Origin of the sequence: Pseudomonas pichavaramensis, from assembly GCF_050473265.1 — a bacterium.
Lineage (GTDB): Bacteria > Pseudomonadota > Gammaproteobacteria > Pseudomonadales > Pseudomonadaceae > Aquipseudomonas.
Map to the genome: position 1 here is coordinate 52663 of NZ_JBJKFJ010000013.1, position 22042 is coordinate 74704.

The window sequence follows — 22042 nt, forward strand, 5'->3', positions numbered from 1 at the left end:
CTAGACTGATTGCGGCTTCACTCCGGAACGGGCAACTGCAGCGATTCCTTCACCTCTTCCATGACGATATAGCTCTTCGACTCGCGCACGTGCGGCAGCTTGAGCAGGATGTCGCCGAGCAGTTTGCGGTAGCTGGCCATCTCGTTGATGCGCGCTTTTACCAGGTAGTCGAAGTCCCCGGACACCAGGTGGCATTCCAGTACGTGCGGCAGCTTGAGCACGGCTCGGCGGAATTCCTCGAAGGTGTCGCCGGACTTGTAGTCCAGGCTGATCTCGACGAACACCAGCAGGCTGGCCTTGAGGTGTTGCGGGTTGAGGCGGGCGTTGTAGCCCATGATGATCCCTTCACGCTCCAGACGGCGTACGCGCTCGGTGCAGGGCGTGGTCGACAGCCCCACGCGCTCGCCGAGTTCGGTGAAGCTGATGCGTCCGTCCTCCTGCAGGATGCGCAGGATGTTGCGGTCGATCTTGTCCAGTTCGCGACGGCTTTGATGTTGGGTTCTCATGGGGAATCCGCCTCTGTAAAACGGCTTTTTGCCGAGAATTCTCGCCAAATATAGCTGTGTATATGGTGAAAAGCACTGCGCGGCTCTTCCTATACTGCGCCCATCGACAACTCTGGTCCGTTACGTCCGTATCTCAAGGTACGGCGGGGAGAAAAGCATGCGTGTTCTGGTTCTCGGCAGCGGTGTGATTGGTACCGCCAGTGCGTACTACCTCGCCCGTCAGGGCTTCGAGGTGGTTGTGGTCGATCGCCAGGACGGCCCGGCGCTGGAGACCAGCTTCGCCAACGCCGGCCAGGTCTCCCCCGGTTACGCTTCGCCTTGGGCCGCTCCGGGCGTGCCGCTGAAAGCCATCAAATGGCTGCTGCAGAAGCATGCACCGCTGGCCATCAAGGCCACTGGTGACGTCGACCAATACCTGTGGATGGCGCAGATGCTGCGTAACTGCACCGCCAGCCGCTATGCAGTGAACAAGGAGCGCATGGTGCGTCTGTCCGAGTACAGCCGCGACTGCCTCGACGAGCTGCGCGCCGAGACCGGGATCGCCTATGAAGGCCGCCAGTTCGGTACCACCCAGCTGTTCCGCAGCCAGGCTCAGGTCGATGCCGCGGCCAAGGACATCGCCGTGCTGGAAGCCTCCGGCGTGCCTTACGAACTGCTCGATCGTGACGCCATCGCTCGCGTCGAACCGGCGCTGGCCGGCGTCAAACACAAGCTGGCCGGTGCCCTGCGCCTGCCCAACGATCAGACCGGCGACTGTCAGATGTTCACCCACAAACTGGCGGACATGGCCAAGGCACTCGGCGTCGAGTTCCGTTTCGGTCAGAACATCCAGCGCCTGGACGCCGTGGGTGACCGCATCAATGGTGTATGGATCGACGGCAAGCTGGAGACCGCTGATCGCTACGTGCTCGCCCTCGGCAGCTATAGCCCGCAATTGCTCAAGCCGCTGGGCGTGCGTGCGCCGGTGTACCCGCTCAAGGGCTATTCGCTGACCGTACCGATCGTCAATGCCGAGATGGCGCCGAAGTCGACCATTCTGGACGAGACCTATAAGGTCGCCATCACCCGTTTCGACAACCGCATCCGCGTCGGCGGCATGGCCGAGATCGCCGGCTTCGACCTGTCGCTCAACCCGCGTCGTCGCGAAACCCTGGAGATGATCACCGCCGATCTGTACCCGGAAGGCGGCGATCTGCAGCGTGCCGATTTCTGGACCGGTCTGCGTCCGGCGACCCCGGATGGCACGCCCATCGTCGGTGCCACCGCATACCGCAACCTGTTCCTCAATACCGGTCACGGCACGCTGGGCTGGACCATGGCCTGTGGCTCCGGGCGCCTGCTCGCCGACCTGATGGCCAACAAGCGCCCGCAGATCAGCGCCGACGGCCTGGATATCTCGCGTTACTCGCGCAAGGCGCCTGAAGTTCATGGCGCGCCGCAGCCGCTGCGTACCTGATAGCCTCTGCGTTTTTGCAATCCAAGGAGTTCTACCTTTATGTCGATCCAGCGCCTGCACGTGGCCAAACGCTACAGCGAAGTGGTGATCCACAACGGCACCCTCTACCTCGCTGGCCAGTTGGCTGACGACTTCGATGGCGACATCCGCGAGCAGACCCGTCAGACCCTGGCCAACATCGACAAAATGCTGGCCGAGGGTGGCAGCGACAAGAGCAAGATCCTTTCGCTGACCATCTTCATCAAGGACATGGCCGACTACGACGGCCTCAATGCCGAGTACGACGCCTGGGTTGCCGACGGCCACGCGCCGGCGCGTGCCTGCGTCGAGGCGAAGATGTACAAGCCCGAAGTGCTGGTGGAAATGTGTGTGGTGGCCGCTGTCTGAGGCTCCAAGCTTTTGCTTGCCTGCCATCCATGGCGGCAATCCTCCGGGCCGTCGCAAGCGACGTCAAAGAAATCTCCCGGAATGTTTTGTGTTGGCTTCTCGCCCGGCTCCCCCGCCGGGCTTTTTTTGAATGACGATTTGCCTGCGTGTAGCCGGATGCAATTCGGGAGCCTCCGTCGGCATGGCTGCGGATTTCATCCCGGCTACGGAAAACCGTCACCTCAGCGACTGATTGAGAGATAAACGAACCATGCGTCCCGCCCGTGCCCTGATCGACCTCGATGCCCTGCGTCATAACTACCGCCTGGCCCGTGAACTGAGTGGCGCCCGTGCCCTTGCCGTGGTCAAGGCCGATGCCTACGGGCATGGCGCCGTACGCTGCGCCGAAGCGCTGCAGGGCGAGGCCGATGGTTTTGCCGTAGCCTGCATCGAAGAAGCGCTGGCATTGCGTGATGCCGGTATCCGGGCGCCGATTCTGCTGCTCGAAGGCTTCTTCGAAGCAGACGAGCTTGCCCTGATCGATCAGCACGATCTGTGGTGCGTGGTCCATGCGCAGTGGCAGATCGAAGCCATCGAGCAGGCTCGCCTGAGCCAGCCCATGACCGTCTGGCTCAAGCTCGACAGCGGTATGCATCGCGTCGGCCTGCATCCGGCCGATTATCAGATCGCCTACCGCCGCCTGCTGGCCAGCGGCAAGGTCAGCAAGATCGTGCTCATGAGTCACTTCGCCCGTGCCGACGAGCCGGAATGTGCGCGTACCGCCGAGCAGTTGGCTGCCTTCGAGCAAGCCCGCGAAGGGCTCGTTGCGCAAGTCAGCCTGCGCAATTCGCCGGCGGTGCTGGGCTGGCCAGAGGTGCCGAGCGACTGGGTGCGTCCCGGCATCATGCTGTATGGTGCTACGCCGTTCGAGCTCGCCCAGGAGCAGGCAGCGCGCCTGCAGCCGGTGATGACCCTGGAATCGAAGGTCATCAGCGTGCGCGAGCTGCCAGCCGGTGAGCCGGTGGGCTATGGGGCGCGCTTCGTCGCCGAACGCCCGACGCGTGTCGGCGTGGTCGCCATGGGCTATGCCGACGGCTATCCGCGTCATGCGCCAACCGGCACGCCGGTGGCGGTGGACGGCCAACTGACGCGTCTGATTGGCCGCGTCTCGATGGACATGCTCACCGTCGACCTCACCGATCTGCCGCAGGCCGGCCTGGGCAGCCGCGTCGAGCTGTGGGGCAAGCAGGTGCTGGCCAGTGATGTGGCGATGGCGGCAGGCAGCATTCCCTACCAGCTCTTCTGCAACGTGCGCCGGGTACCGCTGCTCTATCTCGGCGCCTGACAACCTGGCTGTGGGCGAGTGCGAACGCCAGTGTTGTAAATTCCGAACGCTATGCCATGATACGGACACTTTTCCGCATCAATCCCAAGGGGGACTCCAGCATTGGACGTCGGCGTTCGACTGCAATCGATTCGTAAGCTCAAAGGCCTTTCCCAGCGTGAACTCGCCAAGCGGGCGGGCGTCACCAACAGCACCATCTCGATGATCGAGAAGAACAGCGTGAGCCCGTCGATCAGCTCGCTGAAGAAGGTCCTGAGTGGCATTCCGATGTCGCTGGTGGAGTTCTTCTCGCTCGACCTCGAGCAGGAGAACCAGACCCAGGTGGTCTACCGGGCATCGGAGCTGACCGACATCTGCAGTGGCGCCATCACCATGAAGCTGATCGGCAAGGCGCACCCCAGCCGCGCCATCGCGTTTCTGGATGAAACCTACCCGGCGGGCACGGACACCGGCGACGAAATGTACGCACACGAGGGTGAAGAGGCCGGCATGTTGGTCGAAGGCAAGCTGGAGTTGACCGTGGGCAAGGAGGTGTTCGTCCTTGAAGCGGGTGATAGCTATTACTTCGAGAGCAGCAAGCCGCATCGCTTCCGCAACCCGTTCGATGAGCCTGCGCGATTGATCAGCGCCACGTCGCCGGCGAACTTCTGATCAATAACCCTGCGACAATCTGGGTTGTTTCGGCCTGAGCTGCTTGCCGTTATACTGTCGCCCGCTCGCGAAACCGTGGCCGCGGGCGTGACTAGCCACGAAGAGGGTGTACCGTGAATCTGATGAAGAAAATGCTGGCAGTACCGACTGCCGTATTGGCCCTGTGGGCAGTGACTGCTCAGGCCACGACCGATGACGCCATCGCCGAGCGCCTGAAGCCGGTAGGCGAAGTGTGCATCATGGGTGAAGAATGCAAAGGTGTTGAAACCGTAGCGGCTTCCGCCGGTGGCGGTGCACGCACTGCAGACGACATCATCGCCAAGCACTGCAACGCCTGCCATGGCGCTGGCGTGCTGGGTGCACCGAAGATCGGTGACACTGCCGCCTGGAAAGAACGTGCCGATCATCAGGGCGGCCTCGATGGCATCCTGGCCAAAGCCATTTCTGGCATCAACGCCATGCCGCCGAAAGGCACCTGCGCCGATTGCTCGGATGACGAGCTGCGTGCTGCCATCCAGAAGATGTCCGGTCTGTAAGACTCGCTTCTTCCGCGAAAAACCGCCTTCAAGGCGGTTTTTTCGTTTCTGGCGCACGCATGCAACCATGCGGGTGGCGCTGCAGTCCAAGCAGCATTCGCCATGGATGCCGTGAGGAGCGCCAGATGCCGCACCGCTGTAGCCTCGAGCAAGCCGTCGATCACGTGCTGAGCGAGATCGACGGGCCCATCCATCTCGGTCTGCCGCTGGGGCTGGGCAAGCCCAATCGTTGGGTCAACGCACTCTATGCGCGAGTCAGGCAACTGCCGGAACGGCAGCTGACCATCTACACCGCGCTGTGCCTGGCACGGCCGCGTGCTGGTCAGGAGCTGCAGCAACGGTTTCTCGAGCCCTTCGCTGCCCGCGTCTTTGCGGACTATCCCGAGCTGGACTTTCTCGCCGACCTGCACGGCGGCAGCCTGCCGGAAAATGTGAGCGTCGAGCAGTTCTTCTTCCAGCCAGGCAGTCTGCTCGAATGCGAGCCGGCGCAGCAGGACTACATCAGCAGCAACTACAGCCACGTCGCCCGTGACCTCAACGCCAAGGGGCTGAATGTGGTAGCGCAGCTCGTTGCCGCCGAGGCAGGGCAGAGCGAACGCTTCAGCTTGAGCTGCAACCCGGATGTGACGCTCGATCTGCTGCCGTTGCTGGATCAGCGCCGCGCCGCTGGCGAGACGGTAATCAGCGTGGCTCAGGTGCATAGCGATCTGCCCTACATGGCGGGCGACGCCGAGGTGACGCGCGATAGGTTCGACGTTCATATCGTCGAGGATGAGCGTACCGCGCTGTTCTCGACGCCGAACATGCCGGTGTCGCTGCAGGATCACTGCATTGGCCTGCTGGCCAGTGCGCTGGTGCGCGATGGCGGCACCTTGCAGATTGGCATCGGCGCGATGGGCGATGCCCTGGCAGCGGCATTGATGGCTCGGCAGGACGACAACGCCGGCTACCGCGCGCTGCTGCAGGCGCTCGGTGGCGATGACGCCTGGGCGCAGCAGATCGCCGCCAATGGCGGCCTGCAACCGTTGGAGAAGGGGCTGTATGGCTGTAGCGAGATGTTCGTCAACGGCCTGCTGGCGTTGGCGGACTCCGGTCTGTTGCGGCGCCAGGTCTACCCCGACTTGCGTCTGCAGCGCCTGGCCGACAGTGGCGGGTTGGATGAGCAGGGCCGTCTGCTCGACGCCAAGGCGCTGCTCGATGCCGGGTTGCCTGAGCGGCTGAGCGCAGAGCACGTCGACTGGCTACGCGACAGCGGCCTGGTGCACGGCGGTGTGCGTTGGCAGGAGGGGGATTTACTCTTGCCCGATGGCTGCCGCGTGGCGGCGGACCTGGGCGATGCACTGGTTCGCAAGCAGTTGCAGCCCTACCTCGGCGGTGCCGGCTCTGGCGTGGTGCTGCACGGTGGTTTCTTTCTCGGGCCACGCAGTTTCTACCAGCGTTTGCGTGAGCTGGACGGCGCTGCGCGGCAGCGCTTCGCCATGACCGGCATCCGCTACATCAACGAGCTGTATGGTCAGGAGGAGTTGAAGCGTCTGCAGCGCCGCGATGCGCGCTTCATCAACACGGTGTTCACCATGACGTTGCTCGGCGCCGGCGTCGCCGATCAGTTGGAAGATGGCCGCGTGCTCAGCGGTGTGGGCGGGCAGTACAACTTCGTCGCCCAGGCCCATGCGCTGGAGGATGCACGCTCGATCCTGCTGCTGCGCAGCTGGCGTGAGTCGGATGGCGAGCTCAGCTCGAACATCGTCTGGGAATACGGCCATGCCACCATCCCCCGGCACCTGCGCGACATGGTGGTGACCGAGTACGGCATCGCCGACCTGCGCGGCAAGACCGATGCCCAGGTGATCGAAGCGCTGCTGAAGATCAGTGACTCACGCTTTCAGCCGCAACTGATCGCCCAGGCAAAACAGGCAGGCAAACTGCCCGAGGATTTTCGTCTGGACGCACGTTTCACCAGCAATCTGCCCGAGCGTCTCGAGGCGCTGCGTGAGGCGCACGGGGCGCTGTTTGCCGAGTACCCGCTGGGCAGCGACTTCAGCGCCGTGGAAGAGGATTTGCTGCGCGCCCTGAACTGGCTCAAGCGCAAGCTGCGTCTGAACGAGATCCTGGCGCTGGGCAAGGCGACGCTGGATGCCCCCGAGCCTGCAGCCTACCCCGAGCACCTGCGGCGCATGAGCCTGGAGGCGCCGAATGGGGTGCGCGAGGCCCTCTACCAGCGTCTGCTGTTGGCGGGCTTGCAGGCTACCGATGCGGCCGAGAGGGCTCAGCGTTCGGCTTAGTCGACGAAACGCACCTGGCCATTCTCCAGCGCGGCGACGCGGGCCAGCGACTCGACGCGATAGCCTTCGCTCTGCAGAAGCTTGCGGCCTTCCTGGAAGGACTTCTCGATGACGATGCCGATGCCGGCGACCTGGGCACCAGCCTGCTGGATCAGGTCGATCAGAGCCTTGGCAGCGTGGCCGTTGGCGAGGAAGTCGTCAATCACCAGCACGTTGTCGGCCGCAGTCAGGTGACGGGCAGAGATGGCGATGGTGCTTTCGGTCTGTTTGGTGAAGGAGAACACCTTGGAGATCAGCAGGTCGTCCTTCAGGGTCAGCGACTGGAACTTGCGCGCGAAAATCACCGGAATGCCCAGCTCGAGGCCGGCCATCACCGCCGGGGCGATGCCCGAGGCCTCGATGGTGACGATCTTGGTGATGCCCTGGCCCTTGAAGCGCTCGGCGAACTCATGGCCAACCTGCTTCATCAGTTGCGGGTCGATCTGGTGATTGAGAAAGGCGTCGACCTTCAGCACCTGTTCCGACAGAACGATGCCTTCCTCGCGAATTTTCTGTTTCAGCGACTCCACGGCCTATCCTCTGGGCTGAGCGGAAAGCCGCGTATTTTCGCTCAAAACGCCGCGTAGTTGTAGTGTGAGCGTCAGGCGGCCGCAGTGGTCAGAATAATCAGGTAACAGCAGAGGGCGGCCATGAGTGAGCAATGCAGCAGGGCGGCACTGACGCGTGCCGAGGTGGATGCCCTGCCAGGCGCCACGTTGCTCGAGTTCGGCGCCGAAACGTGCGGACATTGTCAGCGAGCCCAGCCGTTGATTGCTTCGGCGCTCCAGCAAAGCCCAGGCATACGCCATCTGCGCATCGAAGATGGCGCCGGCAAGCGCCTGGGGCGCAGCTTTCAGGTCAGGCTGTGGCCGACGCTGATCTTCTGTCGTGACGGCCGTGAGTTGGCCAGATGGGTACGGCCAGTGGCGACCGGCGAGATCGTCCAGGCGCTCGGAGACGTTACCGCCAGGTAGACATCTGCGCCGTAGCAGGTGCACTTGAAAGATTGCGCTATGGCCGCGCTCCTAGTCTATCCACCGCGCCTAGGATGATGCTACGGCAAGCCTTACTCCCGGCCCCAGCGCTCGAACAACGCGTCGGCAAAAGCGCTCAGCCGTGGCGAACGCTGGCGTGACGGCGGGTAGACGATGGAGATTTCCCGTTGCCGGCCAGCATAGGGCTGCAGCAGTTCGACCAGGCGGCCATCGGCGATCGCGTCAGCGACCGCGAAGTCCATCAACTGGGCGATGCCCAGGCCCAGGTGTGCGGCTTCCAGCAGTGCATCGCCATTGTCGAAGATCAGCCGGCCGCTGGCTTCCACATCCTTTGCTTTGCCGCGATCCTGAAACTGCCAGGCTACCAGGCGGCCGTCCCGTGGGTTACGCACGGCCAGGCAGTCATGTTGTGTCAGGTCTTCCAGAGTGTGTGGCATGCCACGACGGGTCAGATAACCAGGGGTGGCCACGCAGGTCCAGCGGGTGGCGCGCAGTGGTCGGGCGATCATCCCAGGCGCCTCGATGCGACCGGTGCGCACCGCCAGGTCGAAACCATCTTCGACGATATCCACAACCCGGTCACTCAGGGTGCTCTCGATATACAGTTGTGGATAACGCTGGCTTAGCTCGCCCAGCAGCGGCAGCAGCACGATACGGCCGAACGCCGAGGGTGCGGTCAGGCGCAGTGTGCCGCTAGGTTCGCAGCGGCGGTCGAGCAGGGCGCGTTCGGCATCCTCCAGCCCACACAGCAAAGGCGCGCATTGATCGCGTAGCAGCATGCCATCCGGTGTCAGGCTGACGCTGCGGGTATTGCGGTTGAGCAATCGAGTGCCCAGTTGCCGCTCCAGGCGAGCGATGGCACGCGACAGTCCGGACTGGGTCATGCCGGTGGCGCTGGCGGCAAGGGTGAAACTGCGCAGATCGGCGACCTTCAACAGCAGCTGTACGGCATTCAGGTCCATGATTTTTGTCATCATTGAAACGACGGAAACCCTATTTATCATGCGTTTTGGCATGGGTAAAACTGCTGATCCGTTTATGTCTTCATGACTGTCCCATGCCTGTTTCTCACCCGCGCCTGATGCTGGCGCTACTGGCCTGTGCGCAACTGATCATTGCTCTGGATGCCACCATTCTATTTGTTGCATTGCCGACTATCGGTGCCGAACTGGCGTTCTCCGCCCAGCAATTGCAATGGGTGATCAGCGCCTACAGCGTGGCCTTTGGCGGTTTTCTGCTGTTGGGCGGGCGTTGCGCCGACCTGCTCGGCCGGCGGCGGATGTATCGTATCGGCCAGATGCTGTTTGCCGTGGCCTCGCTGGCTGGTGGTTGTACCGACTCGCCGCTGTTATTGGTGTTGGCGCGAGCGGTGCAGGGTATCGGTGCGGCGATGCTGTTTCCGGCAACCCTGGCGCTGATCAACGGAAACTTCGCCGAGGGCCCGGCGCGCAATCGCGCGCTGGCGATCTGGAGTGCCGCCTCGGCGGCCGGTCTGGCCTTGGGCGTATTGCTGGGTGGTGTGCTGACCCAGTGGTTCGGTTGGGAGGCGGTATTTCTGGTCAACGTACCGCTGGCCGCCGCCTGTGCCTGGGGTGCCGGGCGCTGGATCAGCGTCGATGCGGTGCTGGGGCACGGTCGGCGCTTCGATCTGCCCGGCGCGCTCACGGTCACTCTAGGCGGCAGCCTGTTGGTGTTGGGCTTTATTCAGGGGCCGCAATGGGGTTGGGCATCGCTCGAAGTGATCGCGGTGCTGGCGCTGGCCTTGTTGCTCTTGCTGGTGTTCGTGCGTATCGAACAGACCACTCGGGATCCGCTGATGCAGCTTGGCCTGCTGCGTCAGCGCAGCCTGTGGCTGGCGATGCTGATCACCGCCGTATTCATGAGCAGCTTCGGGGTGCAGTACTACTTTCTGGCCCTCTACTTCCAGCAGGTGTATGGCTTCAGTGTGCTGCAGACCGGTCTGGCGTTTCTGCCTGCCACGTTCATCTGCACCCTGGGCATTGCCCTGGCTGAGCCTTTGCTGGCGCGTCTGGGGGTACGCGCGACATTGGTGATCGGTCTGCTGGCCGGCAGCCTGGGGATCGCCTGGCAAACCTACGGGTTGACTCAGCTGGACGGCTACCTGCAACTGCTGCCCGCCATCGCCTTGCTGAGCATCGGCCAGGGTATTACCTGGACGGCCATGTGGGTGTGCGCTGGCCAGGGCATTGCGGCCGGGCAGCAGGGCGTCGCTTCGGGCATGGCTTCCACCGTGCAGCAGATTGGCGCAGCGCTGGGCCTGGCAGTACTGGTCAGCGTGGCCAGCGCCAGCAGTGATCCGGTCGAGGGGCTGAATCGGGCGCTGTGGTGCAGCGCGTGGGTGGCGCTGCTTGGTGTGCTGCTGGCGGCCGGGTTGGGTAAACCGCAGGCGCTACCTGCCTGTCAGCCTCAGCTGTAGGAGTACTCAAAGCCTGTTCTTGATCCCGCGAGCGAGGGCGGTACATGCTCGCAGGATGGGAGGAGAAGCGCAGTAACGATACCCATCAGGGTGATGTGCCACTTGTTTCTTGAGGGGTATCGCTTCGCTCAAACCATCGGACCGGTCGCCGGCTCAGGCGCTCTTGTTCAGCCGGCGCAGAATATCCTTGGGAATCCCACGGGTATCGAGCGGTGGCCTGTCCGGTGCCGGTTCCAGGCCCAGTTCGTAGAGCCAGTTCAGGGCATATTCGCGCAATTGCTTGCGCTCATAGGCCTGCCATTGTTCGCGCACCGTGGAGAAGGCGTCGATCTCGTAGTCGAAGGCGCGCAGTGGCTTGCGTCCGGTCAGTGCCGCGCTGAGCAGCGGATGGGCGTGCGGGTCGTCGAGTGTGAACAGGAAGGACTCGCGCAACGCCAGCCGTTGCGGCACATCGAGGTTGGGAATCTGGCTGTAGCGCTCGGGGGCGAGTTCGATCTGCTGGCGCTGTTCGCGGTCGTGCTCCTCGGGCGACAGGGCAAGGACCTCGCCGCTGTCCATATCCAGCCAGTGCTCCAGCTGTTCGCGGGCGTTGATCAGTTGCGCCAGGGCATCGATGTCGAGCGTGAATGTGCGCATGGTTACGGCCCCTTTTATCTGAACGGTGTTTTCTTCTGACTGGCAAAGGCGGCGCGGGTGCCGCCGTTAGCAGGGCTGCAGGTCACGTCGCGGGTCGGGCTCCGCAGTGCGGAGTCGGAGCCAGAACCGAAGCCAGGAAGCCAGACCATACACCAGCCGGCACCCCTTCAGCGCTTGAGCATGGCGCGCATATTGGCCAGGGCATCGTTGCCGCGTGCTGCCTTGGCTTCCACCGGCGCTTCTTCCTGGCCTTCCCAGACCAGATCTTCGGGCGGCAGTTCGTCGAGGAAGCGGCTTGGCGAGCAATCGATCACCTCGCCGTACTGCTTGCGCTTGGCGGCGAAGGTCAGCGCCAGGTTGCGCTTGGCGCGGGTGATGCCGACGTAGGCCAGGCGGCGTTCTTCCTCGATGGTGTCGGCTTCGATGCTGGAGCGGTGGGGGAGGATCTCCTCCTCGAAACCGATGATGTACACCGAGGGAAATTCCAGGCCCTTGGATGCATGCATGGTCATCATCTGCACGCCTTCGGCGCCTTCTTCCTCTTCCTGCTGGCGCTCGAGCATGTCGCGCAGCACCAGCTTGCCGATGGCGTCCTCGACGGTCATGTCACCGTCTTCGTCCTTCTCCAGGGTGTTCTTCAGCGCATCGACGAGGAACCAGACGTTGCCCATGCGCGCATCGGCGACCTTGTCGCTGGAGGCGTTCTGCCGTAGCCAGTTCTCGTAGTCGATGTCCATTACCATGCTGCGAATGGCGGCGATCGGGTCGTTCTGCGCGCACTGCTGGCGCACGCCGTCCATCCAGCGCTTGAAGCGTGCCAGGCGCTCGGTGAAGCGCGCGTCGAGGTGCTCGCCGAGGCCGATCTCGTCAGCGGCGGCGTACATCGAGATATTGCGCTGGCTGGCGTAGTTGCCGAGCTTTTCCAGGGTGGTCGAGCCGATCTCGCGGCGCGGCACGTTGATCACGCGCAGGAAGGCGTTGTCGTCGTCCGGGTTGACCAGCAGGCGGAAGTAGCTCATCAGGTCCTTCACCTCCTGGCGGGCGAAGAAGCTGGTGCCGCCGGATAGGCGATAGGGAATCTGGTGGTGCTGCAGCTTCAGCTCCATCAGCTTGGCCTGGTAGTTGCCCCGGTAGAGGATGGCGAAGTCGCTGTACGGGCGCTGGGTACGCAGGTGCTCGGTGAGGATCTCCAGGGCCACGCGCTCGCACTCGGCGTCCTCGTTGCGGGTGCGAATCACGCGGATTTCGTCGCCGTGGCCCATCTCCGACCACAGCTGCTTCTCGAACACGTGCGGGTTGTTGGCGATGAGGATGTTGGCGCACTTGAGGATGCGGCTGGTGGAACGGTAGTTCTGCTCAAGCATCACCACCTTCAGCGACGGGTAGTCCTCCTTCAGCAGCATCAGGTTTTCCGGGCGTGCGCCGCGCCAGGCGTAGATCGACTGGTCGTCGTCGCCGACCACGGTGAACTGGTTGCGCATGCCCACCAGCATCTTCACCAGCAGGTACTGGCTGGCGTTGGTGTCCTGGTATTCGTCGACCAGCAGGTAGCGGATGCGGTTCTGCCACTTTTCGAGGATGTCGGCGTGTTCCTGGAACAGCTTCACCGGCAGCAGGATCAGGTCGTTGAAGTCCACTGCGTTGTACGCCTTGAGCGTGCGCTGGTAGTGCAGGTAGACGATGGCGGCGGTCTGCTCCTTTGGCCCGCGGGCATTGGCCAGGGCTTCGTCCGGCAGGATCAGGTCGTTCTTCCAGCTGTCGATCAGGTTCTTGATCTCGTCGGCACCGTCATCGCCGGAATACTCCTTCTGCATGATGTCGGTGAGTAATGCCTTGATATCGCCGTCATCGAAGATCGAGAAGCCGGGCTTGTAGCCCAGGCGCGCGTATTCCTTGCGGATGATGTTCATGCCCAGGTTGTGGAAGGTGGACACGGTCAGGCCGCGTGCCTCGCTGCCCTTGAGCAGGGTGCCGACGCGCTCCTTCATCTCGCGCGCGGCCTTGTTGGTGAAGGTCATGGCGACGATGTGCTGAGCGCGGATGCCGCAGTTCTGCACCAGGTGGGCGATCTTGCGGGTGATCACACTGGTCTTGCCGGAGCCTGCACCGGCGAGCACCAAAAGCGGGCCGCCGACGTAGTTCACGGCCTCTTGTTGCCGGGGATTCAGTCGGGACATGGGATCGTTCGCAGGGAAAATGGCCGCGCATTTTAACAGGCCCGGCGCCTTCTGCCGCGACCGTCCGGAACTGTGGTCTGGCGCACGAAACCGGATCGTCGAGCGCTGGGTTGGTCATTGGATTCCAGTACTCTCGTTTCACTTGCCGGTTTATCGGCTATACCTCAGGATGTACGCCACCTTTCGCACGGATGTGATTGATTAGACGTCGGTTACGACGCGTTCAGGCGATGCAATTCGCCATCATTTTTGTGTCATTGGGGAGGTCGCTTGTCCACGCTCGTCGAACCGTTGCGGTTGGTCCTGCTGGCGGAGTCGTCAGACTGGGCCGAGTTGTTGCGTGAGCAGTTGGGCGCACTCGGTAGCCCTTCCCCTTTGATTACCGCGCCTTCCTGGGAGGCGGCCAGCAACCTGTTCGATGAGCACGCCAGTGGCCTGGTGTTGGCTACGCCCGAGTGTCTGCCGGCGCCCCATCGATGCCCACTGCCGTTGGTGCTGTTGCTGGACGAAGAGCCGGTCGAGGAGCCGACCGGCGTCAGCGACTGGCTGGTACGCGGGGCGCTCAGTCTCGACGTGTTGCGCCGTTGCCTGCGCTATGCGCGCGAGCAGGGCAATCTAAAACAGACGCTGCAGCGCCTGGCCGAGCAGGATCCGTTAACCGGTATTGCCAATCGCCAGGGATTCCAGACCCTTCTCGCCGCTCGCCTCAGCGAATGCAATGGCCGTGGCCTGGTGCTCGGCCATCTCGACCTGGATAACTTCCGTCACGCCAACGATACCCTGGGCTATCAGGCCGGCGACCGTCTGATTCTGCAGGTGGTGGCGCGCCTCAAGGGGCTGCTGCAGCCTTGTGATCAGCTGGCCCGTCTGGGCAGCGACGAGTTTGCCCTGCTGCTCGACGTGCGCCGCGACCCACAGCGTGTCGAGCGTCTCGCCGAGCGAGTGACCGAGGTGCTTGGCGAGCCCTACTGGGTCGACGGTGAGAGCCTGCTGATCGGCTGCAGCCTTGGCTTGGCGCATGCGCGTGCCGGCGAGGGTGCCGACCCGTTGTTATGGCATGCGCACACCGCCATGCAGCAGGCCAAGAACCAGCAGGGCTGCGTGTTTCACATCTATGACGAGCGCCTGAATCGCAGTGCGCGTAGCCAGGCAGACCTCGAAGGTGAACTGCGCCGAGCCTTGCGTCGTGACGAGCTGGAGCTGCACTACCAGCCACGACTGTGCCTGCAGACTGGGCGTATCGTCGGCCTCGAGGCGCTGGTGCGCTGGCAGCACAGCGAGCACGGCCTGCTTCCGCCCAACGAATTCGTACCGCTGGCTGAAGAAACCGGGTTGATCGTGCCGCTCGGTTACTGGGTGATTTCCCGGGCGCTGCGTGACATGCAATGGCTGCGTGGGCGTGGTCTGCCGGCGTTGCATATGGCGGTGAACCTGTCGTTCCGCCAGTTTCAGGACAGCCAATTGCTGTCGACGCTCAGCCGCCTGATCGAGGAGCGCGGCGTGGATGCGCAGTGGCTGGAGTTCGAACTGACCGAAACGGCGGTGATGCGCCGTAGTGACCAGGTGCAGCAGACCATGCTGGCCCTGGGGCGCCTTGGCGTGCGTTTCTCGCTGGATGACTTCGGCACCGGTTTCTCGTCCTTCGTCCACCTCAACAGCCTGCCGATCACCCTGCTGAAGATCGACCGCAGCTTCGTCGCCGGCATGGGCGAGCGCGCAGAAAATCGTCAGCTGGTGCGGGCGATGATCAATCTGGCGCACAATCTCAACCTGGAAGTGGTGGCCGAAGGGGTCGAGAATATCGAGCAGCTCGACATGCTGCGTCAGTTCGGCTGCGATCAGGTGCAGGGTTATCTGATCAGCAAGGCCGTGCCGCTGGCCGAGCTGGCGCGTTTTCTGGTGTTCGGCATGCGTCAGCCATTGCTGACCGGTGCGCCGACGTCGGTCTAGAGTCTGGCGCGCTCAGGATAGGCAGGCCGCGCTCGCGGGTATGGTCGGCCGCTGCAGGCTGGCTGTTTTCCACTGAAAGCCAATTACCAGACCGGTGGCTGTTACTGCCAGGCCCGCAGCCAAGCCCCACCAGACACCCTGTGCCTCCCAGCCCAGCGGAAAGGCGAGCAGCCATGCCAGTGGAGCCCCCACGCACCAGTAGCCGCCCAGACCGATCAGCAGTGTGGTCCTGCCGTCGTTCAGCCCGCGGATTGCGCCCATGGCGATGCTCTGCAGGCCGTCGAACAGTTCGAACCAGGCGGCGATCGCCAGCAGGCTGACGGCCAGGGTGACGATCTCGGCGAAGGCGGGGTCGTGGCGGTCGAGGAACAGGCCGATGATCCGTTCCGGCAGCAGCCAGAACGACAGGGCGAACAGCAGCATCAGTGCGGCCCCGAGCGCCATGCCCAGGTGGCCGCTCAGGCGCGACAGGTGCAGGCGCTCGGCGCCATAGTGCAGACCGACGCGGAAGGTCACGGCGTAGGACAGCCCCTGCGGCACGATGAAGGCCAGCGCTACCGTCTGCATGGCGATCTGGTGGGCGGCCAGTTGTACGCTGCCCAGGGCGCCCATGCACAGGGTGGCGAAGGTGAACAAGCCTTGTTCAGCGGCATAGGTACCCCCGATGGGCAGGCCCAGGCGCAGCAGGGCGCGCATTTCCTCGCGCTGCGGACGGCCCAGGCCGTTGCGCAGCCGGTATGGCCGATAAGTGGGCGAGAGCAGGATGTACAGTGCCAATGCCAGGGCCATGCCGCTGCTGACCAGCGCGGTGGTCATGCCGATACCGCTCAGGCCGAGGCTGGGGAGGCCGAACCAGCCCTTGATCAGCGCATAGTTGATGATGAAATTGGCTGCGGTGCCGATGACGCTGATGGTCATTACCGGGCCAGGATGGCCGATGGCACTGGTGAAGCCGCGCAAGGCCATGAAGCACAGATAGCCGGGCAGGGCCAACGACAGCGGGTGGAGGAAGGCCATGGCCTGGCTGGCTGCTGCAGGATCCTGACCGAGGTGTGGCAGCAGAGGGCCGATCAGGTTCAGGCACAGCGCGCTGGCGATGGCCAGCAGCATGGCCAGCCACAGGCCATTCTGGATCAGACGGGTCACACCCTTTGCATCATTGGCGCCATGGCGGATGGCGACCAGGCTGCCGACGGCAGCAATCACCCCGGTACAGAAGATCGAGAAGATGAAGTAACAAGTGGCGCCGAGGGCGCCGCCTGCCAGTTGCTCGGGGCCGAGCATCGCCATCATCAGCGTGTCGGTGAAGATCATCAGCGCGTGAGCCAGTTGCGCGGAGATCAAGGGGGCCGCCAAACGCAGCAGTGCGCCCAGCTCATGACCAAGGGAATTCTTCATGATGAGTAAAACTTCGGCAGGATAAGCATCTCCAGGCTGTCTGGAGAGTGGTAATGACAGTTATTCTCTGGTCTAAGCTCGCCGTCAGCAAAAGGAAAATAGCCATGCATGACATGACTAAAACTCATGGTTTAGCGCCATGAGCCGACGCCTGCCGCCGCTCTATGCGTTGCGCGCCTTCGAGGCCGCCGCCCGACATGCTTCCTTCACCCGCGCGGCTGCAGAGTTGGCCATCACCCAGAGTGCGGTGAGTCGTCATATCCGTACGCTCGAGGAATATTTCGCCTGTCGTCTGTTCGAGCGGCGTGGCCGCAGTCTGCACCTGACCGCCCCGGCGCGTGCCCTGCTGCCGGGTTTGAGCGACGGTTTCGATGCGCTTGAGCGTGCCAGCAACGCGTTGCGCGCCGACGATCAGGTACTGCGCCTGAAGGCGCCTTCGACCCTCACCATGCGCTGGCTGCTGGCGCGTCTGTCGCATTTTCGTCTCACCCATTCCGATAGCGAGGTGCAGCTCACCAGCGCCTGGATGGATGTGGATAAGGTCGACTTTCGCCACGAGCCCTTTGACTGCGCGGTATTGCTGTCCGACGGTCAGTTTCCCGAGGACTGGGACAGCGTGCTGCTGTTCAAGGAGTGGCTGATTCCGGTTTGTGCAGCAGAAGATGCGGCATCCGGGTCCTGGACCCTGGATCGTCTGCAGACGTCCGAGCAACTGCACCCCACTCCGGACCGCCGCGACTGGCGCCGTTGGCTGCACGCCACCGGCCTTGCCGAGCAGGTACCTCTGAAAACCGGCCAGCTGTTCGACATGCTCGAGCTGGGTATCGTCGCCGCAGCGCGGGGTTACGGCGTGTCGATCGGCGACCTGCTGATGGTGGCGGAGGATGTGAATGCAGGGCGGCTCGGATTGCCCTGGCCGACGGCGGTCTTCAGTGGCGACAGCTACTATTTGGTGTGGCCACGCGGACACCGGGCCGAAGCTCGCTTGCAGCGTCTGCGCGACTACCTGTTGGTAGAAGTGGCTGCCATGCAGCTTCCACCACTGGAGAGGATGATTTAGCGGCCGATACAGCCTTTTGACAACAAATGATGGCCACTCGGCAGTAGTTGATTGACCAAGCATAGTAGTCGGGTATCCTCCTGCGCCCTTAGCGGGGTCGTATGATGACCTTGTCCCGTCCTTTTAAGGACTTTGCCGGCCTGCCATCTTGGCGTAAGGCCAAGAGAGGCCTAGATGACCCCTCCTCGTTCTCGCATTGCCCTGCAACTGGCTGTCGCTCTGGCGCTGATGTTGGTTGTCTTGATCAGCCTCAGCACGGTATTCGCGCTTCGCTCGCTGGATAACGCCAACCTGGTCACCCGCGCCGAGCACCTGGGCAGTGAAGCGCGCTTGCTGGCTGACCAACTGGAGACTTTTCACGGCAGCCTGCGTGACAGCACGCAGCGTCTGGCCGGTCTGTTCGAGCAACGCTTCAGCGGCGGCTTGCAGGTTCGCAACGATGAACGCGTAACGGTTGGCAGCCTGCAGGCTCCAGCGCTCTATCTCGACGCGACCCGACTCAACAACGAATTCAACGAAGTCGATGACTTCACCCGCATGACCGCTGGTGTGGCGACAGTATTCGTGCGTGATGGCGAGGAATTCGTGCGTATCACCACGTCACTGACCAAGCAGGACGGCACGCGGGCGTTGGGTACCGTGCTGGATCATCAGCACCCGGCCTATCAGAAGCTCCTGGCGGGCCAGGGTTATGTCGGACGCGCGCTGTTGTTCGACCGTTTCTACATGACCCAGTACACCCCGGTGCGCGATGCTGGCGGGCGAGTGATCGCGGTGCTGTTCGTCGGTTTCGATTACACCGACGCGCAGAACCTGCAGATGCGCAACCTCGGCAACTTCCGTATCGGCAGCACTGGCTCGCTGGCCATCCTTGACGAACAGGGCAAATGGCTGGTGGCGCCGGCCGGCGCGGCAACGCTGAGTAGCCTGCCGGAAGAGCTCAGTGAGCTGCTCGGCAACAGCGGCACCGGTGGTTTCTGGAGTGACGGTCAGAGCGAGTTCTACAGCGTCGCGATGCCTTTCGATGGCGGGCCCTGGACCGTGCTGGCGAGCATGCCGCGTGACGAGATCCAGGCCGTGACCTGGCGCGTCGGCACGCAACTGGCCATCGGCAGTGCACTGACCCTGCTGCTGGCGGTGATCGCCGTGGTCCTGTTGCTGCGGCGCAAACTGCGGCCGCTGGGTGATCTGGTGCGTCAGGCCCAGGCACTCGGTGCCGGTGATCTCGGGGCGCGGATGACGCAGTCCAGCGAAGACGAAATCGGCGAGCTGGCGCGCAGCTTCAACCGTATGGGCGAGGCGCTGGCGACCATGGTTGCCGGCATTCGTGTGGCGGCCCAGGATGTCAGCGCACGGTCCGAGGCGTTGTCGAACCTGTCGCGCGATGCCTACCTGGGTATCGATCAGCAGTCCGGCGAGATCAGCAGCATGGCCGGTGCGGTCGAAGAGTTCAGCGCCACCTCGCAGAACATTGCCGACAACATGCGCAGCACCGAGCGTCTGGCCAGTGACAATGCGCAACAGACCCGTATCGGTCGCACCTCGATGGATCAGGCGTCGGAGGCGCTGGTGCAGATCGCCGAAGCCCTGGAGCAGACCTCGACGGTGATCAACAGCCTCGGCCAGCGCTCGCAGGAAATCGGCGGCATCGTCAGTGTGATCACCTCGATCGCCGATCAGACCAACCTGCTGGCGCTCAACGCCGCCATCGAAGCCGCTCGTGCCGGCGAGCAGGGCCGTGGTTTCGCCGTGGTTGCCGACGAGGTGCGCAGCCTGGCTGGGCGTACTCGTGAGGCAACCAATGAGATCTCGGCGATGATCGGCAGCATCCAGAGCGAAACCGGCAGCGCCATCAGTACCATGGAGCAGGGGCGGCAGCTGATGCAGGATGGCCTGGAGCGTAACGCCAAGGTCGCCGCTGCGCTGGCGCAGATCAGCGAACAGAGCGAGGCTGCGGGTGAGCAGTTTGCTGCCATCACCACGGCGACCAGCGAGCAGAGCAGTACCGCCAACGTGCTCAGCAGTAACCTGCAGAGCATCGCCCTGGCCAACGGCGAGCAGCGTGAAGTTGTCGCCAATCTGGCAGATACCGCACGCGAGCTGGATCGACTTTCCTCCCAGTTGAGCCGAGAGGTCGAGCGCTTTCGCTGAGCGCTAACTGGCGCTGGGTCGATACTGCAGAGCTTCGGCCAGGTGTGAGCGCGCGATCTGCGGGTTTTGCTCCAGATCGGCCAGGGTGCGAGCGACCTTGAGTATTCGATGGGCTGCGCGCAGCGACAGGCCCAGGCGCTCGCAGGCGCCTTCCAGCCATTGACGGTCTGCCTGGCTCAGCGCGCAATGCTGGCGCAGGCCTGGCAGGTCGAGAAAGGCATTGGCTACGCCCTGGCGCTGCAGCTGCAGTTCACGTGCCCGGGCGACCTTGTTTGCTGCCTGGGCGGTGCTTTCGCCATCTTGCAGCGGTACGTCCAGAGCGGTGCTTTCGCGGGCGACCGTGAGGTGCAGGTCGATACGGTCCAGCAGCGGGCCGGACAACTTGCTGCGGTAGCGCTGGATCTGCTCCGGCGTGCAGCGGCAGCGATTGCTCGGGTCACCGAGGTAGCCGCAGGGGCACGGATTCATTGCCGCGACGAGTTGAAAGCGCGCTGGAAAACGCACCTTGTCGCGCGCCCTGGCGATGACGATATGGCCACTCTCCAGCGGCTCGCGCAGCACCTCGAGCACCTTTCGGTCGAACTCCGGTAATTCATCGAGGAATAGCACGCCTTGATGGGCAAGGGTGATTTCCCCTGGTTGTGGACGGCTGCCGCCACCGACCAGGGCGGGGCCGGAGGCGCTGTGGTGCGGGGTGCGAAAAGGCCGCTGCGGCCAGTGCTGCAGCGGCGTATGACTGGCCACCGAATGGATCGCGGCGACCTGCAGCGCCTCGCTTTCGTTCAGTGGTGGGAGCAGGCCAGGCAAGCGGCTGGCCAGCAAGGTTTTACCGGTACCGGGTGGGCCGCTGAGCAACAGATTGTGCGAGCCGGCTGCCGCTACCAGCAAAGCCCGTTTGGCGGCCAACTGACCCTGGACTTCCGCCAGATCCGGGTAGGGCAGGGTCTGCCGGAGCAAGCCCTGCGCCTCGTAGGGTTGCAGTGGTGCGCTGCCGTTGAGGTGTGCCGCGACCTGCAGCAAATGCTCGACGGCGATAACTTTGAGGCCCGAGGCCAGGCTGGCTTCTTCTGCGTTGGCCTGTGGCACCAGCAGAGTGCGTCCGGCTTCGCGGGCTGCCAGTGCTGCCGGCAGGACGCCTTGTACGGGGCGCACGGCGCCGGACAATGCCAGTTCGCCCAGGCATTCGTATTCGTCGACAGAGTCAGCCGGTACCTGGCCACTGGCGGCGAGAATGCCCAGCGCGATGGCCAAGTCAAAGCGACCGCCGTCCTTTGGTAGGTCTGCTGGCGCCAGATTGAGGGTTATACGGCGGTTGGGGTAGTCGAACGCCGAATTGAGGATGGCACTGCGGACGCGATCCTTGCTTTCCTTGACTGCCGTTTCCGGTAGCCCGACCAGAGTCAGGGCGGGCAAACCATTGGCCAGGTGCGCCTCGATGGTCACTGCTGGTGCTTCGACGCCGATCTGCGCTCGGCTGTGGACGATGGCCAGGGACATGATCGCTCCTTGATCAAGTGGGGGCAGTGTCTGTCGGAGCGGCTTCAGCCGCTCCGACAACATAACCTTAGTCTGCGTCGGTGAGCCTGGCTTCCAGTTCGGCTACTTTGGCTTCCAGCGCTTCCAGGCGGGCACGGGTTCGGGCCAGCACCACCATTTGGCTGTCGAACTCTTCCCGACTGACCAGCTCCAGCTTGCTGAACCCACTCTGCAACAAGGCCTTGAACTGGGCTTCGAGTTCCGCGCGTGGCAACGGGCTATCACCGCTGAACAAGCGCGAGGCATGGCTACTGAGAGTGTCGAGCAGAGCTTTGGGTGGCAGCATGGTCAGGTTCCGGTTACAGGTGGCCGGCAGTGTAGCACGCAGCCAGATGCCGGGCGTTTGCATGGGCTCTGCACGATTTAGGAGCGTTCACGGGCCTTTTCTTGCACCAATATTGTGCGCATGTTTCGGCGTGATCGATTGGCTGTTGCCCCTGGGGTGTCGGTAAATCAATGAAACACTGGGTTTTTGTGGAGATGGCAAGCTTTCTGCTTAGACCCCAGCGACGCATGCACCG

The 22042-nt window shown here is 63.3% G+C and carries 19 protein-coding genes and 1 pseudogene; 12 read left to right on the forward strand and 8 right to left on the reverse strand.

Features of this window, described 5'->3' with window-relative positions; all coding sequences use genetic code 11:
- Positions 1–17: 17 nt before the first annotated feature.
- Positions 18–506 carry a transcriptional regulator DadR gene (dadR, locus tag ACJRW5_RS19715; RefSeq protein ID WP_255840439.1) on the reverse strand — a complete coding sequence of 163 codons (489 nt, stop codon included), beginning with the start codon at positions 504–506 and terminating at the stop codon, positions 18–20.
- Positions 507–663: 157 nt separating this feature from the next.
- Here dadR and dadA point away from each other — a divergent pair, with 157 nt between their 5' ends.
- From dadA to ACJRW5_RS19745, 6 genes are all read left to right on the forward strand, one after another.
- On the forward strand, positions 664–1962 hold the full coding sequence (gene dadA / locus ACJRW5_RS19720) for a D-amino acid dehydrogenase (protein WP_484572190.1): 1299 nt from the start codon (positions 664–666) through the stop codon (positions 1960–1962).
- A gap of 39 nt (positions 1963–2001) precedes the next feature.
- The gene (locus tag ACJRW5_RS19725) at positions 2002–2349 is read left to right on the forward strand and encodes a RidA family protein (RefSeq protein ID WP_484572191.1); all 348 of its coding nucleotides are present in this window, start codon (positions 2002–2004) and stop codon (positions 2347–2349) included.
- A gap of 250 nt (positions 2350–2599) precedes the next feature.
- Positions 2600–3673, forward strand: a complete 1074-nt coding sequence (alr, locus tag ACJRW5_RS19730) for an alanine racemase (RefSeq protein ID WP_484572192.1) — start codon at positions 2600–2602, stop codon at positions 3671–3673.
- A gap of 102 nt (positions 3674–3775) precedes the next feature.
- The gene (locus ACJRW5_RS19735) at positions 3776–4324 is read left to right on the forward strand and encodes a cupin domain-containing protein (RefSeq protein WP_484572193.1); all 549 of its coding nucleotides are present in this window, start codon (positions 3776–3778) and stop codon (positions 4322–4324) included.
- Between the two features lie 113 nt (positions 4325–4437).
- The gene (locus tag ACJRW5_RS19740; protein WP_484572194.1) at positions 4438–4860 is read left to right on the forward strand and encodes a c-type cytochrome; all 423 of its coding nucleotides are present in this window, start codon (positions 4438–4440) and stop codon (positions 4858–4860) included.
- 125 nt (positions 4861–4985) lie between these two features.
- Complete coding sequence (locus ACJRW5_RS19745) at positions 4986–7142, forward strand: acetyl-CoA hydrolase/transferase C-terminal domain-containing protein (protein WP_484572195.1); 2157 nt, start codon at positions 4986–4988, stop codon at positions 7140–7142.
- Here the strand turns inward: ACJRW5_RS19745 and ACJRW5_RS19750 are convergent.
- Positions 7139–7711: a xanthine phosphoribosyltransferase gene (locus ACJRW5_RS19750; RefSeq protein WP_484572196.1), complete on the reverse strand. Its 573-nt coding sequence runs from the start codon at positions 7709–7711 to the stop codon at positions 7139–7141. The two genes, ACJRW5_RS19745 and ACJRW5_RS19750, sit on opposite strands and share 4 nt — an antisense overlap.
- A gap of 120 nt (positions 7712–7831) precedes the next feature.
- Here ACJRW5_RS19750 and ACJRW5_RS19755 point away from each other — a divergent pair, with 120 nt between their 5' ends.
- Positions 7832–8155 carry a thioredoxin family protein gene (locus ACJRW5_RS19755; RefSeq protein ID WP_484572197.1) on the forward strand — a complete coding sequence of 108 codons (324 nt, stop codon included), beginning with the start codon at positions 7832–7834 and terminating at the stop codon, positions 8153–8155.
- A gap of 92 nt (positions 8156–8247) precedes the next feature.
- Here ACJRW5_RS19755 and ACJRW5_RS19760 read toward each other — a convergent pair whose 3' ends face one another.
- Positions 8248–9138: a LysR family transcriptional regulator gene (locus tag ACJRW5_RS19760; RefSeq protein ID WP_484572198.1), complete on the reverse strand. Its 891-nt coding sequence runs from the start codon at positions 9136–9138 to the stop codon at positions 8248–8250.
- 119 nt (positions 9139–9257) lie between these two features.
- On the opposite strand from ACJRW5_RS19760, the gene ACJRW5_RS19765 reads away from it, so the two are divergent.
- Positions 9258–10613, forward strand: a complete 1356-nt coding sequence (locus ACJRW5_RS19765) for an MFS transporter (RefSeq protein WP_484572292.1) — start codon at positions 9258–9260, stop codon at positions 10611–10613.
- Between the two features lie 153 nt (positions 10614–10766).
- Here the strand turns inward: ACJRW5_RS19765 and ACJRW5_RS19770 are convergent, their stop codons facing one another.
- Entirely contained in the window at positions 10767–11249 is a 483-nt protein-coding gene (locus tag ACJRW5_RS19770) for a UPF0158 family protein (RefSeq protein WP_484572199.1), read from the reverse strand.
- A 167-nt stretch (positions 11250–11416) separates the two neighbouring features.
- Entirely contained in the window at positions 11417–13426 is a 2010-nt protein-coding gene (gene rep / locus ACJRW5_RS19775) for a DNA helicase Rep (RefSeq protein ID WP_484572200.1), read from the reverse strand.
- 270 nt (positions 13427–13696) lie between these two features.
- On the opposite strand from rep, the gene ACJRW5_RS19780 reads away from it, so the two are divergent.
- On the forward strand, positions 13697–15376 hold the full coding sequence (locus ACJRW5_RS19780) for a putative bifunctional diguanylate cyclase/phosphodiesterase (RefSeq protein WP_484572201.1): 1680 nt from the start codon (positions 13697–13699) through the stop codon (positions 15374–15376).
- Positions 15377–15388: 12 nt separating this feature from the next.
- On the opposite strand, the gene ACJRW5_RS19785 is transcribed toward ACJRW5_RS19780, so the two are convergent.
- On the reverse strand, positions 15389–16774 hold the full coding sequence (locus tag ACJRW5_RS19785) for a NorM family multidrug efflux MATE transporter (protein WP_484572202.1): 1386 nt from the start codon (positions 16772–16774) through the stop codon (positions 15389–15391).
- Between the two features lie 139 nt (positions 16775–16913).
- Between ACJRW5_RS19785 and ACJRW5_RS19790 the strand changes: the two genes are divergently transcribed.
- The 3 genes and pseudogenes from ACJRW5_RS19790 to ACJRW5_RS19800 all read left to right on the forward strand — a co-directional run bounded on the left by ACJRW5_RS19790 (position 16914) and on the right by ACJRW5_RS19800 (position 19985).
- Positions 16914–17834 carry a LysR substrate-binding domain-containing protein gene (locus tag ACJRW5_RS19790; RefSeq protein ID WP_484572203.1) on the forward strand — a complete coding sequence of 307 codons (921 nt, stop codon included), beginning with the start codon at positions 16914–16916 and terminating at the stop codon, positions 17832–17834.
- 228 nt (positions 17835–18062) lie between these two features.
- A pseudogene (locus tag ACJRW5_RS19795) lies at positions 18063–19127 on the forward strand (Cache 3/Cache 2 fusion domain-containing protein); the annotation flags it as partial.
- Between the two features lie 135 nt (positions 19128–19262).
- The gene (locus ACJRW5_RS19800) at positions 19263–19985 is read left to right on the forward strand and encodes a methyl-accepting chemotaxis protein (protein WP_484572293.1); all 723 of its coding nucleotides are present in this window, start codon (positions 19263–19265) and stop codon (positions 19983–19985) included.
- 3 nt (positions 19986–19988) lie between these two features.
- On the opposite strand, the gene ACJRW5_RS19805 is transcribed toward ACJRW5_RS19800, so the two are convergent.
- Together ACJRW5_RS19805 and ACJRW5_RS19810 are read right to left on the reverse strand one after the other, a co-directional pair.
- Entirely contained in the window at positions 19989–21482 is a 1494-nt protein-coding gene (locus tag ACJRW5_RS19805) for a YifB family Mg chelatase-like AAA ATPase (RefSeq protein WP_484572204.1), read from the reverse strand.
- A gap of 67 nt (positions 21483–21549) precedes the next feature.
- Positions 21550–21807 (reverse strand): accessory factor UbiK family protein, encoded by a 258-nt coding sequence (locus ACJRW5_RS19810; protein WP_484572205.1) that lies wholly within the window; start codon positions 21805–21807, stop codon positions 21550–21552.
- Positions 21808–22042: the final 235 nt, after the last annotated feature.